This window comes from Sphingomonas larreae (assembly GCF_051400595.1).
Lineage (GTDB): Bacteria > Pseudomonadota > Alphaproteobacteria > Sphingomonadales > Sphingomonadaceae > Sphingomonas.
In genome coordinates this window covers 259,096-271,840 of sequence record NZ_JBLFFI010000002.1, presented here as the reverse complement: position 1 = coordinate 271,840, position 12,745 = coordinate 259,096, and the positions used below count along the sequence as shown (strand labels likewise).

The window sequence follows — 12,745 nt, the reverse complement described above, 5'->3', positions numbered from 1 at the left end:
GTCCGGGAGACCGGGCGGCGGCTTTTTTTTCTGCCCCGAACTGATCGGTCCGAATGAGAGCGTCCTAGGAAGAGACGGTTACCCCAGCGGAGCGCTCGCATGATCAACCAGCCGGACCGCCCCGCCGACGCGCTGCGTACCCGCACCAAGCGCTTTGATTGTGCCGTAACGGCGGTGTGGACGATGCAGGCGTCGTGCCGAGCCGACGTGCCCGCGATGCACCCGGCCGCTTATCGCGCGCTGGTTGACGCCTGCTGAGGGCGGGATGCCCCCCTCCCCCGACGATCCGGATGGCACCACGCCGTCGGAGGAAGCGCCGGCGCATCCGGGCGTTGCCGCGGACGAGCCTGAACCGCGCGGGCGCAGTGCCCGCCACCTCGCCCGCGCCAAGCGGCTGGCGCTCGCCCTGCTCGCGCTCGCGACCGCGATGGCCATCGTGGTACTGTCGATCCAGCCCTATGAGTGGATCATGCGCGAGCAGGACGGCACTCCCGCGCGCACGCTGTGCGCCGTTCCCGTCGCGAGCGATCCGGCGAGCCCCTTGCTGGGCACGTTGCTGCTGCTGCCCGTGGTCGCGCTCGTCGCCTGCGCCTGGTGCCGCCCGCGCTCGCGCTTGTGCCTCCTGATGAGTGGCGCGGTCGCCGGTCTGTGGCTGTACCGCTTCTACCTGCGCTTTGCCGGCTGCTGAGTCCCGCGCACGGGTGGTGACCGCGCCTTAACCTTCGCGCGGCAAGTAGGTGGCATGTCCGCTCTTCGCGCGCGCCTGATCGACGCTTCCGTCTTGTCGACCCGAGCGACGAGGTGGTTGCTCGCTGTCACCTTGGCGTTGATCGCGTTGGGATGGGCCGCATCGCCATCCGCACCCCCGGTCGCCCCACCCGCGCTCGCGACCGAGCAGGGCGATGCCGCGCTGTACCGCGCGATCGACCAACGGCTGCGCAGCGGCCAAGGCTATTATCCGGCCGCCGTCGCGGAGCAGCGCGCCCGTGACTATCCGTTGCGCCCCTTTGTCACGGTGCGGCTGCCGACGCGGGCCCGGCTCTACGCGCTGGCGGGAAGCGATGCGGCGCAGTGGCTACTGCGCGCGCTGGCGCTGACCACGCTCGTGCTGACGGCGACGCGATTGGTCGCCGCGGCGGGGTCGGTGCTCCGCTGGGGCGCAGCGACCGCAATCGCGACGTTGTCGATCTTGCCGCTCGCCACGCCGGTGGTGGCGCTATGGCCCGAGTGCTGGGCGGGCCTGCTGGTGGCGCTGTCGCTCGCGCTGCGCACCGATCGGCGGTGGAGCGCAGCGGTCGTCGTCGGGCTGTGCGCGGCGCTGTTCCGCGAGCTTGCCCTGCCCTATCTCGCCGCAATGGCACTCGCCGCGTCGTCGGAGCGACGACGCGGCGAGGCGTTGGCGTGGGCCGGCGCGGCGATCGTCGCCGCCCTCGCGCTCGCCGCTCACGCTGCCGCGGTCGCCGGGGCGATCCGACCCGGTGATGCCGCGTCGCAGGGCTGGGTTCGCGCCGGTGGCTGGACGTTCGATCTGGCGATGGCGCGCACGACGACGCCGCTCGCGCTGCTCCCCGCCACGGCGACGGCGGTGCTGGTGCCGCTCGCGATGTACGGCTGGGCAACGGCGCCGGGCGCCTATGCGCGCCGCGTCACGCTGACGCTGCTGGCATGGCTGGCGCCGGCACTGATCGTCGGACGTCCCGAGAACAGCTACTGGGGACTGATGCTCGCGCCGCTATGGCTCGCCGGTCTGCCGCTCGCGCGCGCGCGATTGCATCACGCGCATGGTCGATCGCCGTGCTTGCAATTGCGCGCTTACCTTTCGTTAGCCAGATGAGGGCTAGTGCTGCACCGCAGCATCAGCAGGCAGGGGTCATCATGTTCTCGCTCATCTACCTCATCGTGAGCCATCGCCGGGCCGAGCGCGCGCGGATCGTCGCGCCGGTCGCAGCGCAGCCGGTCATCGCACCCGTCGTGGCCGAGCCGTACCGCCTGGCGGCCTGAGGCGGCGCGGGACGTTGCTCGGCCCAATAGGAGCCGAAGTGAAGGTCCCAGCTGCCCGGACGGAAGCGGTCCAGCCCTGATCCGGGATAGAGCGTGATCTCACCGAAATAAGGCCGCCCGTCGACATCATAGAGGTCGACGCGCGCGAAATCGTGCGGTGCCCCGAGCGTCTCCGCCGCCGCGATCATCCGCTCCAGCGAGCGGGGCGGCGTCATCGGTCGCGCGTCGGCGGGAAACTCGAAGGCAAGGTCGAGCCGGCGCCACGCGCGATCGAACATCACCCGGCGGTGCCGGTGCTCGCGGTCGAGATCGACCTGGATGAACTCGACCCGCCCTCCGAAAACGAAGAACTTATAGTCGAACGGCAGCACGCGCCCGCACCCGATCAGCGGCTCGACCAGCAATTGGGGCTCGATTTCCGAGTAGAGCCATTCGTGCAGCAGCGGGGCATAGGGGCGACGAAGCCAGCGCGCCGCGCGCCGTCGCACCGCGGGCCAGTCCAGCGCCTCGCCGGCCCGGACGAAGACGCTCTGCTGGCTGGCGTGCGACGATTTGAGCACGAACGGGCGCGGCCATGGCGGCGTCTCGGGCAGCGTTGTGCCGTGCCATAGTGTCGGGATGACCCAATCGTCGCCCAGCGTCGCCGCGACATGCGCCTTTACCGCCACCTTGTCCGCGAGCGCGGGCCAGCGTGGATCACGCTCGAACAGCTTGCGCGCATATACCAGCTCGCTGAAGCGACGCGGCGCGGCGAGATCGGGCCATCGCCCGAACCGCCACAGATAGATCAGCCGCGGCAGCACGTTAGGGGCGCGACGTGGGCGGAGGGGCTCGACGAATTGCACGCACGCTCCCGGATGCGGACGATCGTCGCTGCGGTACAAAGCCGCATCCGCCGCCGCAAGCCCGGGGCGCACCTCAGAGTGGAGCGCTCCCCTCTTCGCCGCTCAATAAGCGCGGCCCACCAGCACGCGCTCCACCGCGGGTTCGCCAGTGAACACGCACGCGCCGTCCGCCGCCGCCTGATCGCTCGGCGCGTTGCGCAGCGTCAGCTTGAGCGTCTTGAGCCGCTCCACCACCGCGTCGAGCGCCGCCCCGGTCGGGCGTGACCATTGCACCTCGAGCCACCCCGGGTTTCGCGCCTCGGGCGCGAAATGCGCCGCCACCGCCGCCCAGTCGGCCGCGGGCGTGATCCCGGCACGCAGCCGCTCGGCCGCCTCGTCGAACAACGCGCGCTGGATCGCCTCCAGCAACGCGGGGGCGTCGGCAGCGACGGCGTCGCGCGGCGTGCCCACGCTGTCGAGCTTGCCGTCGGCACGATACAAACGGTCGCGGCGGATCACTGAGACGTTCCCGGCCGCCATGTCACGGCCGCCGACCTCGATCACGATTGGCGCGCCCTTCTTCACCCAGCCCCAGCGCTTGGTGGTCGACTTCACCGGCTTGAGATCGAGCAGCGCGCGGAGCGGCTCGCCAAACGCGCTCTGCCGCGCGAGCGCCTGCTGGAGCTCGCGGCAATAGGCCACCAGTGCCTCGTCCTCGGGCGTGTCGCGCAGCATCGGCACGATCACTACCTGCCACGGCGCCACGCGCGGCGGCACGCGCATCCCGTCGTCGTCACCATGAACCATGATCAGCGCGCCGATCGTGCGCGTCGACACGCCCCAGCTCGTCGTGTTGGCCAGCTCGAGCTCACCCGCGCTGTTCTGAAAGCGAATGTTCTGCGCGCTGGCGAAATTGGTGCCGAGGAAGTGCGAGGTGCCCGCCTGGAGCGCCTTGCCGTCCTGCATCATCGCCTCGATCGAGTAGGTCGCGACCGCGCCGGGAAAACGCTCATTCTCCGGCTTTTCGCCCGCGACCACCGGCAATGCGAGATCGCTCTCGGCGAAGTCGCGGTACACCTCGAGCATCCGCAGCGTCTCCTCGCGCGCCTCCTCGGCCGAGGCGTGCGCGGTATGCCCCTCCTGCCACAGGAACTCGGCGGTGCGCAGGAACATCCGCGTGCGCATCTCCCAGCGGACCACGTTAGCCCATTGGTTGATCAGCACCGGCAGGTCACGCCACGACTGCACCCAGCGCGCAAAGGCATGACCGATCACCGTTTCCGAGGTGGGGCGGACCACCAGCGGTTCCTCCAGCTTGGCCTCGGGATCGGGCACCAGCCCGCCCTTGCCGTCGGCGATCAGGCGATGGTGGGTGACCACCGCCATCTCCTTGGCGAAGCCCTCGACGTGCGCGGCCTCCTGCTCGAAATAGGAAAGCGGGATGAAGACGGGGAAATAGCAATTCTCGTGCCCGGTCGCCTTGATGCGATCGTCGAGCAGCCGCTGGATGCGCTCCCAGATGCCATAGCCCCATGGCCGGATCACCATGCAGCCGCGCACGCCCGATTCCTCGGCCATGTCGGCCTCGGCGATGACGGACTGATACCAGGCGGCGAAGTCGGCCTCGCGCGTGACGGGGAGAGCATGCTTGATCATCGCGCGCCCGTACACGCGAACCCGGGCGCGCGTAAACCGCCGCGGCAGGTTGGTGGTGGCACGGCGTCAGAGCCGCGGACGTTTGCAGGGTGCGCCGCGGTGGTGCTTGTTACCACCATCAGGCACGACATCTACGCCGGCTCGCGCAACATCGACTCGCACCGCGCGCGAAAGCCTCTAAGGCCGCGTCGTGGCCTCCGATCGTATCCTGCTCGCCGTCGCGTTGCGGCTCACCTCGGTGGCGCTGTTCGCGCTGATGAACACCTGCATCAAGCTGGCCGAGGCTGGCGGCGCGCATCTCGCGGAGATCCTCTTCTGGCGCCAGTGCGGTGCCGCGCTGCTCGTCACCGCGGTGGTGGGCGCTGGGCCCGGCTTCACGACGCTGCCGACGCGCCGCTTCGGCGCGCATCTCGCGCGCGCCACCGTCGGCCTGATCTCGATGGCCTTCACCTTCTACACGCTGACCGTGCTGCCCCTCGCCGAGGCGACGACGATCGGCTTCTCGATGCCGATCTTCGCGACCGTGCTCGGCGCGCTGGTGCTGAAGGAGCCGACCGGATGGCGCCGCTGGGCGGCGGTCGCGATCGGCTTCGCCGGCGTCGTGATCGTCACGCAGCCGGGCGGACATGAGATCCCGTTCCACGGCGCGCTAAGCGGGCTGATCGCCGCGGTACTGACCGCAGTGGTGACGATCCTGCTGCGGACGATCGGGCGCACCGAAAAGCCGCTTACCACCGTTTTCTGGTTCTCGACGCTGTCGCTGGTGCCGCTTGGCATCGCCTACGCGATCTGGGCGCAGCCGCACACGGCATGGCTGTGGGCCGTGCTGGTGTCCTGCGGCCTGTTCGGCGGCGCGGCGCAGGTGGCGATGACGAGTTCGCTCACCTTCGGGCCGGTCTCCGCGGTGGTGCCGATGGATTATACCTCGCTGCTGTGGGCGACGCTGCTCGGCTGGCTGGTGTTCGGCCACCTGCCCGACCGTGCTACCTGGGTCGGCGCGCCGGTGATCGTCGCGGCGGGGCTGTATATCGTGTGGCGCGAGCACGTCCGCCGCCGTGAGGAGACGCGACAGGCAATGGCGCAGGGGATCGGCTGAGCGACGAGGTCGGTTCGGACGCGGCGGCGTCACCCGCGCTTGAGACGCGACGGTCCGGATCGATCCGGTGAGATGATGAGGCGCCATGTGACGGCCGCTACCGCGACGCCGACCGCGCCCGGCACGCACAGGAACTTCCCTTGGCTTGCCGGCGAGAGCACGAACATCGCCGGGCCGGCCGGCGTCAGGCCGACGAAGGCGCCGCAGCAGAGGTAATCGCGTCTGCGCTTGCGCGCGCCTTCCACCAGCAGAAGCGCCAGTAAGAAGCAGGTAATGAGCGCTATCGGGTTCCGCGCGCCCGACGCAGCGGCCCATATCGCACGCCAAGGCGCGATGGTGTTCGCGGAGGTCAGCGGCTCGCCGCGCGCCAAAGCCGCGAGATCGCGTCGGAGCAGATCGAGTGGTTTGGAGGGTTCTGCCGCGGTCACCCAGGACAGACTGTCCAGCAGATAGGCAAGCCTTTGCGCCGCCACCTCCCGCCAGTCGATCGAGATCCTCATCCTTCATTGTAGCAACGACGTGGCGCTGGAGGCGCCAACGTCGTTGCTAAAGACCGCGGGCACGCCCGCCAGTCTGCCCGCTATTCCGCCGCCTGCGCCTCGGCCACCTTCGGCTTCCACACCAGCACGGGCTTGCGCGCCGCGAGCGTCTCGTCGAGCCGCGCGCGCGGGGCGAAATGCGGCGCGGTCTTGAGCGACTCGTCGCCGGCCTTGGCGCGCTCCGCGACCGATCGCAGCGCGCCGATGAATTGATCGAGCGCCGCCTTGCTCTCGGTCTCGGTCGGCTCCACCAGCATGGCGCCGTGGACGACCAGCGGGAAATACATGGTCATCGGGTGATAGCCCTCGTCGATCAGCGCCTTGGCGACGTCGATCGTGGAGAAGCCCGGCGCCAGCCCGCGGTCCGAGAAAATCGCCTCGTGCATGCACGAGCCCGAGCCGGCGAACGGCGCGTCGAGCGTGACCTCCAGCCGGCGCAGCACGTAATTGGCGTTGAGCACCGCGTCCTCGGCGACCTGACGCAGCCCGTCGGCGCCGTGGCTGAGGATGTAGGTCAAAGCGCGCGTGAACATGCCCATCTGGCCGTGAAAGGCGACCATGCGGCCGAAGCTGTCGGCGTGATGCTCGTCCGCATTCTCCTCCTCGACGAGGCGGAACTGGTCGCCGTCGCGCTCGACGAACGGCAGCGGCGCGAACGGGGTCAGCGCCTCGGAGAACACCACCGGCCCCGAGCCCGGTCCGCCGCCGCCGTGCGGGGTGGAGAAGGTCTTGTGCAGGTTGATGTGCATCGCGTCGACGCCAAGATCGCCCGGGCGCACCCGCCCGACGATCGCGTTGAAATTGGCGCCGTCGCAATAGACGTAGCCGCCCGCGGCATGGACCGCGTCCGAGATCGCCTTGAGGTCGCGCTCGAACAGGCCGCAGGTGTTGGGGTTGGTGATCATCACCCCGGCCACGTCCGGGCCGAGCCGTGCCGTGAGCGCCGCGGTGTCGACGCGCCCCTCGGCGGTGGCGGGGATGTCCTCCACGCTGAAGCCCGCGAATGCCGCGGTGGCGGGGTTGGTGCCGTGCGCCGACTCGGGCACCAGGATCACCTTGCGATGCCCCTCGCCGCGCTTCTCCAGCGCCGCCTTGATCGCGAGGATGCCGCACAATTCGCCGTGCGCGCCCGCCTTGGGGCTCATCGCCACCGAGTGCATGCCGGTGAGCGTGACGAGCCAGTGCGCGAGCTGGTGGATCACCTCCAGCGCGCCCTGCACCGTGTCGATCGGCTGCAGCGGATGGACGTCGGCGAAGCCGGGCAGCCTAGCCATCTTCTCGTTGAGCCGCGGGTTGTGCTTCATCGTGCACGAGCCAAGCGGGAAGAGGCCGAGGTCGATCGCGTAATTCTGCCGGCTGAGCCGCGTGTAATGGCGCACCGTCTCGGGCTCCGACAGGCCGGGCAGCCCGATCGGATCCTTGCGCGTGAGGCCACCGAGCCGCGAGCCCGCGACATCACCCGCGGTGAAATCGACGCCGGTGGTCTGGTCGTCACCGATCTCGAAGATCAGCGGCTCCTCCAGCATCAGCGCCTTGTTGCCGGTGAAGGTCGCGCCCGCCGCGTCGCCGCGGCCCGCGGGCGCGGTCGGCTTCCAGCCGCTCTGGTTGATCGTCATGCCAGCACCTCCGTCAGCGCCGTCGCCAGCGCCTCGATATCCTCGTCGGTCACCGTCTCGGTCACCGCCACCACCAGGCCGTTCTCCAGCGCCGCCTCGCCCGGGTAGAGCCGCCCGAGCGACACGCCGGCGAGCACGCCCCGCTCCGCCAGCGTGCGCACCACCGGCCGCGCTTCCTGCCCGAGGTCGAGCGTGAACTCGTTGAAAAAGGCCTCGTTGATCACGCGCACGCCGGGCACGCGCGCGAGCCGGTCGGCGGCGCGGCACGCGGTCGCGTGGTTGATCCCGGCGAGCCGGCGCAGCCCCGCCTCCCCCAGCAAGGTCATGTGGATCGAGAAGGCCAAAGCGCACAGCCCCGAGTTGGTGCAGATGTTGCTGGTCGCCTTCTCGCGGCGGATATGCTGCTCGCGCGTCGACAGCGTCAGCACGAAGCCGCGGCGCCCGTCGGCGTCGACGGTCTCGCCGCACAGCCGGCCGGGCATCTGCCGGACATATTTGTCCTTGCAGCCGAACAGCCCGACGTACGGCCCGCCGAACTGGAGCCCGACGCCGAGCGACTGGCCCTCGCCGACGACGATGTCAGCGCCCATCTCGCCCGGCGCGCGCAGCGCCCCCAGCGCGACCGGCTCGGTCACCACCGCGATCAACACCGCCTTGTTCGCCTGGCACGCCTCGGCGAGCGGTGTCAGATCGGCAACGCGACCGAGGATGTCGGGATATTGCACGACGACGCACGACGTGTCGGCGTCGATCGCGGCAATCAACTGGTCGATGTCGGTCTCGGCGGTCAGCGCGGGCGCGCCGGTCTCGAGCAGGTCGCCGGTGTAGCGCGCCATGGTCTTGGCGACCGAGACGTAATGCGGGTGGAGCCCGGACGAAAGCAGCGCCTTGCCGCGCCGCGTGATCCGCCGCGCCATGCCGATCGCCTCCCAGCAGGCGGTCGAGCCGTCGTACATGCTGGCATTGGCCACGTCGGTCCCGAGCAGGCGCGCGACCTGCGTCTGGAACTCGAACAGCATCTGCAGCGTGCCCTGCGCGATCTCGGGCTGATAGGGCGTGTAGGCGGTGAGGAACTCGCCGCGCTGGATCAGATGATCGACCGAGGCGGGCACGTGATGGCGATAGGCGCCGGCGCCGAGGAAGAAAGGCACCTCGCCCGCCACGATGTTCTTGCGCGCGAGCGCGGTCATATGGCGCTCGACCGCCAGCTCGCTGGCATGAAGCGGCAGGTCGTGCACGGGACCGTCGAGCCGTGCGGATTCGGGCACGTCGAGGAACAGGTCGTCGATCGAGCCGGCACCGATCACCGCGAGCATGTCGCTGCGGTCGGACGGGGTGAGAGGAAGGTAGCGCATCTTAGGGTCTCTCCCCCCTCCGCTGCGGAGGGGATCGCCTTTCCTCTCCCTGCGAGGGAGAGGTCGGGGGTGGGTCCGCGTCGGGGTGGTACGGCCGGCCGCTCGCGACACGTCACCGTGGCATGAGCAGGCTATCCACCCCCAAACCCTCCCTTGCAGGGAGGGCGTCAGATCACAGCTTCGCGACGAAAGCGGCGTAGGCAGTCTCGTCCATCAGCGACTCGAGCTCGCTCGGATCGCTGAGCGTCAGCTTGAAGAACCAGCCCTCGCCCTCCGGGTCCGAGTTGACCAGCGACGGCTCGTCGGCGAGGGCCGGGTTGCCCTCGGTCACCGTGCCCGACACGGGCGCATAGACGTCCGACGCCGCCTTGACGCTCTCGACCACCGCGGCTTCATCGCCCTTGCTCAGGCTGCGGCCCGAGTCCGGCGCCTCGACGAAGACGATGTCGCCAAGCTGGCCCTGCGCATAGTCGCTGATGCCGACCGTGCCGGTCTGGCCGTCGACCTCGATCCACTCGTGGTCCTCGGTGAAATAACGGCTCATCTCACTTCACTCCTCGGAAGTAACGGTGGGGAACGAACGGCATCGGCGCGACGGTCGCCTGGTGCGGCTTGCCGCGCTGCGACAGCGTCACGCCGGTGCCGGGGATAGCGAGCGCCGCGGGAACATAGGCCATGGCGATCGGCGCGCCGACGCTCGGCGCGAAGCCGCCGCTGGTGACCCGGCCGACGGTGTCGCCGGCGGCGTCGATCACGGTCGCGCCCTCGCGCACGGGCTGGCGCCCCTCGACGAGCAGCCCAACCCGCCGCAGCGCGGGCCCGGCCTCGCGCTCGGCGAGCACGCGCGCGGCGCCGGGGAAATCGGCGGCCTCGCGGCGGCGCTTGGCGAGCGCGAAGCCGAGGTCGGCCATCACCGGTGTCGTCGTGGGATCGAGGTCGTGACCATAGAGCGGCAGCCCCGCCTCGAGCCGCAGCGAGTCGCGCGCGCCGAGGCCGACCGGCTTGATCTCGGGCTGCGCCGCCAGCGCGTCGGCGAGCGCGACCGCCGCCTCGGCGGGAACCGAGATCTCCACCCCATCCTCGCCGGTATAGCCCGATCGACTGATCCACAGCTCATGGCCCTGCCAGTCGAACGCGCCCGCCTGCATGAACACCAAAGCGTCGACGCCGGGGATCAGCCGCGCCACCGCGGCGACCGCCTCCGGCCCCTGCACCGCGAGCAGCGCATGATCCTCCATCAGGTTGAGAGTGATCTCGTCGGGCAGGCGCTCGATCATATGCGCGACGTCGTCGTACTTGGTCGCGCCGTTGACGACCATGTAGACGCGGTCCTCGGCCTGCGGCGTCAGCATCAGGTCGTCGAGCACGCCGCCCTCGTCGTCGAGCAGCAGCGAGTAGCGCGCCTTGTTGAGCGGTGCGTCGCTGATCGCCGCGGGCATCAGCGCCTCGAGCGCGGCGGCGACGTTCGGCCCGCTGATGCTGAGCTGGCCCATGTGGCTGACGTCGAACAGCCCGGCATGCTCGCGCGTCCACAGATGCTCGGCCATAATGCCCTCGTATTGGACGGGCATGTGGTAACCGGCGAACTCCACCATGCGCGCGCCGCGCTCGCGGTGCCAGGCATCGAGCGGGAGCGTGAGGATCTCGATCGGCTCGAAATCGTCGTCGGTGTCGGGAACGGAGTCGCTCATGATCAATGTCCGTGCGTGCGAGGGCGAATCGTGCCGGTGGTCCCGGCGCTGATCCATGTCCCCCTCTGTCACGGAACCTGAGAGCTTTCCCCGGACCGCGCCCGGGTTACCCCTTCGGTGGGAGGCGCGATCCCGAAGGCCCGCCGCCGCTTTCCAGAGTGTCGATGAAGGCCGGCGCGGTCCCTGATGCCTGAGAGATTCCGGGGTGGTTGCTCCTTCGGCGGCGGCTGAGGGCCTGCAAGGCCCGCCGCGCTCTCCCGCGCCTGCCCATGCCGGTTGCCCGGCATCGACGTGCTGCCGCTCTAGGCCAAGCGCCGCCCGAGTCAATCGCGTTCGCGGCGCGCGCGCATCGGCGGAGCCGTGTCGGCGCTAAGGCGTTTGGTCGTCAGGAGAAGGAGCAACTCGCATGGACACCGCCACCTCGCCCGCCGTCGACCGCATCGCCCGCGTGCTCGCCGGACAGCACCTCAGCGCCAACGGCCACGGCGACTCAGAATCTGCGGGCGCGCAGGTCGACGCGACCTGGAAGGACTATCGCGACGATGCGATCGCGGTGCTCCACACGCTGCGGGCGCCGAGCCCGGCGATGGCGGCGGCCGGAGACGTCGCAGTGTGGGAACGGATGGTCCTCGCCGCGATCGCGGAAGCGAAACCGGGTATCGTGATGTAACGCGCTCGCTCACCGCGACGCAGAACGCTCCACCAGCGCCGACGCCCCCAGCACCGCCAGCCCGCACAGCGCCAGCCCCGCCCCGACATAGCCGGTCGAGGTCCAGCCATAACCCGCCGCGATCACCATACCGCCAAGCCACGGCCCGAGCGCGTTGGCGGTATTGAACGCGGAGTGGTTGAGCGCCGCCGCCAGCGCCTGCGCGTCGCCCGCCACGTCCATCAGCCGGGTCTGGAGCACGCTGCCGAGCGCGCCGCTGAGGCCGATCGCGAACATCGCCACCAGCACCGTCGCGAAATGGGTCGCGGCGAGCGGCCAGAGCAGCAGCGCGACCAGCGCCCACACCAGCACGCCCGCCGCGGTCGGCAGCAGCGCGCGATCGGCGAAGCGCGGCACGACGATATTGCCCAGCGTCATGCCGATGCCGAACGCCATCAGCGCGAACGGCACCAGTCGCGGCCCGACCTGCGTCACCGCCGCCATCGTATCGGCGAGATAGGTATAGACCGCGAACATCCCGCCGAAGCCGATCGCGCCGATGCCGAGCGTCAGCCACACCTGCGCGCGACGCAGCGCGCCGAGCTCGCGCAGCGGACTGGCGGCGGGATCACCGCGATCGCGCGGTGCGAAGGCGGCAACCAGCGCGGCGGTCAGCCCGGCGAGCGCCGTGACCACCACGAAGCACGACCGCCAGCCGATCAGCTGCCCCATGAAGTTGGCCAGCGGCACGCCGACGATCGTCGCCACCGTCAACCCGAGCATCACGCGCGCCACCGCCTGGGTGCGCTTGCCCTGCTCCACCAGCGAGGCAGCGACCAGCATCGCAATGCCAAAATAGGCGCCGTGCGGCAGACCCGCCACGAAGCGTGCTAGCATCATCGTCGCGTAGCTCGGCGCCACGGCGGACAGCAGGTTGCCGACCGCGAACAACGTCATCAGCGCGATCAGCAAGGTGCGCCGCGCCATCCGTGCGCCGAGTACCGCGAGCGTCGGCGCGCCGACCACCACGCCCAGCGCATAGGCGCTGATGACGTGGCCCGCGGTGGGCGCGTCGACGTGCAGGCTGCGCGCCATCTCGGGCAGCAGGCTCATCGTCGCGAATTCGGTGGTGCCGATTGCGAAGCCGCCGACCGCCAGCGACAGGTGGATCAGCCCGACGGGCGCATGACGCGCGTCGGCGACGAGGGTCGCCATATATCTGTCCTCTGTCGTGGTGCGCGAGCGTGTACAGCTGGCGATGGTGCAGTGCAGCGTCAAGGTCAAGGCGGGCGCGCGACCAGGCAAGCGGCGCACGGAC

The 12,745-nt window shown here is 70.1% G+C and carries 13 protein-coding genes and 2 riboswitches; of the genes, 5 read left to right on the top strand and 8 right to left on the bottom strand.

Annotated elements, in window-relative coordinates; all coding sequences use genetic code 11:
• Nucleotides 1–99 precede the first annotated feature (99 nt).
• From ACMGDM_RS09520 to ACMGDM_RS09510, 3 genes are all read left to right on the top strand, one after another.
• On the top strand, nt 100–258 hold the full coding sequence (locus ACMGDM_RS09520) for a hypothetical protein (protein ID WP_436803894.1): 159 nt from the start codon (nt 100–102) through the stop codon (nt 256–258).
• A gap of 7 nt (nt 259–265) precedes the next feature.
• Nucleotides 266–688, top strand: a complete 423-nt coding sequence (locus tag ACMGDM_RS09515; RefSeq protein WP_436803893.1) for a DUF2645 family protein — start codon at nt 266–268, stop codon at nt 686–688.
• A 117-nt stretch (nt 689–805) separates the two neighbouring features.
• The gene (locus ACMGDM_RS09510; RefSeq protein ID WP_436803892.1) at nt 806–1,834 is read left to right on the top strand and encodes a hypothetical protein; all 1,029 of its coding nucleotides are present in this window, start codon (nt 806–808) and stop codon (nt 1,832–1,834) included.
• 55 nt (nt 1,835–1,889) lie between these two features.
• Here the strand turns inward: ACMGDM_RS09510 and ACMGDM_RS09505 are convergent, their stop codons facing one another.
• Both ACMGDM_RS09505 and ACMGDM_RS09500 read right to left on the bottom strand, forming a co-directional pair.
• Nucleotides 1,890–2,804 (bottom strand): ATP-grasp fold amidoligase family protein, encoded by a 915-nt coding sequence (locus tag ACMGDM_RS09505; RefSeq protein WP_436803891.1) that lies wholly within the window; start codon nt 2,802–2,804, stop codon nt 1,890–1,892.
• A gap of 144 nt (nt 2,805–2,948) precedes the next feature.
• Nucleotides 2,949–4,481, bottom strand: coding sequence for an aminoacyl--tRNA ligase-related protein (locus tag ACMGDM_RS09500; RefSeq protein WP_436803890.1), 1,533 nt, complete (start codon nt 4,479–4,481; stop codon nt 2,949–2,951).
• A gap of 190 nt (nt 4,482–4,671) precedes the next feature.
• On the opposite strand from ACMGDM_RS09500, the gene ACMGDM_RS09495 reads away from it, so the two are divergent.
• A complete protein-coding gene (locus ACMGDM_RS09495; RefSeq protein ID WP_436803889.1) occupies nt 4,672–5,577 on the top strand; it encodes a DMT family transporter in 906 nt (301 codons plus the stop codon).
• 29 nt (nt 5,578–5,606) lie between these two features.
• On the opposite strand, the gene ACMGDM_RS09490 is transcribed toward ACMGDM_RS09495, so the two are convergent.
• The 5 genes from ACMGDM_RS09490 to gcvT all read right to left on the bottom strand — a co-directional run bounded on the left by ACMGDM_RS09490 (nt 5,607) and on the right by gcvT (nt 10,778).
• Nucleotides 5,607–6,077 (bottom strand): hypothetical protein, encoded by a 471-nt coding sequence (locus ACMGDM_RS09490; RefSeq protein ID WP_436803888.1) that lies wholly within the window; start codon nt 6,075–6,077, stop codon nt 5,607–5,609.
• 80 nt (nt 6,078–6,157) lie between these two features.
• A complete protein-coding gene (gcvPB, locus tag ACMGDM_RS09485; RefSeq protein ID WP_436803887.1) occupies nt 6,158–7,732 on the bottom strand; it encodes an aminomethyl-transferring glycine dehydrogenase subunit GcvPB in 1,575 nt (524 codons plus the stop codon).
• Entirely contained in the window at nt 7,729–9,087 is a 1,359-nt protein-coding gene (gene gcvPA / locus ACMGDM_RS09480; protein ID WP_436803886.1) for an aminomethyl-transferring glycine dehydrogenase subunit GcvPA, read from the bottom strand. Before gcvPA ends, gcvPB begins: the two co-directional genes overlap by 4 nt.
• A 172-nt stretch (nt 9,088–9,259) precedes the next feature.
• On the bottom strand, nt 9,260–9,631 hold the full coding sequence (gene gcvH / locus ACMGDM_RS09475; RefSeq protein ID WP_436803885.1) for a glycine cleavage system protein GcvH: 372 nt from the start codon (nt 9,629–9,631) through the stop codon (nt 9,260–9,262).
• A gap of 1 nt (nt 9,632) precedes the next feature.
• Nucleotides 9,633–10,778 carry a glycine cleavage system aminomethyltransferase GcvT gene (gene gcvT / locus ACMGDM_RS09470; protein WP_436803884.1) on the bottom strand — a complete coding sequence of 382 codons (1,146 nt, stop codon included), beginning with the start codon at nt 10,776–10,778 and terminating at the stop codon, nt 9,633–9,635.
• A 55-nt stretch (nt 10,779–10,833) separates the two neighbouring features.
• Nucleotides 10,834–10,945, bottom strand: a riboswitch (glycine riboswitch).
• Nucleotides 10,946–11,048: riboswitch (glycine riboswitch) on the bottom strand.
• A gap of 136 nt (nt 11,049–11,184) precedes the next feature.
• On the opposite strand from gcvT, the gene ACMGDM_RS09465 reads away from it, so the two are divergent.
• Entirely contained in the window at nt 11,185–11,448 is a 264-nt protein-coding gene (locus ACMGDM_RS09465) for a hypothetical protein (protein ID WP_436803883.1), read from the top strand.
• Nucleotides 11,449–11,457: 9 nt separating this feature from the next.
• On the opposite strand, the gene ACMGDM_RS09460 is transcribed toward ACMGDM_RS09465, so the two are convergent.
• Nucleotides 11,458–12,642, bottom strand: a complete 1,185-nt coding sequence (locus ACMGDM_RS09460) for an MFS transporter (RefSeq protein ID WP_436803882.1) — start codon at nt 12,640–12,642, stop codon at nt 11,458–11,460.
• Nucleotides 12,643–12,745 lie beyond the last annotated feature (103 nt).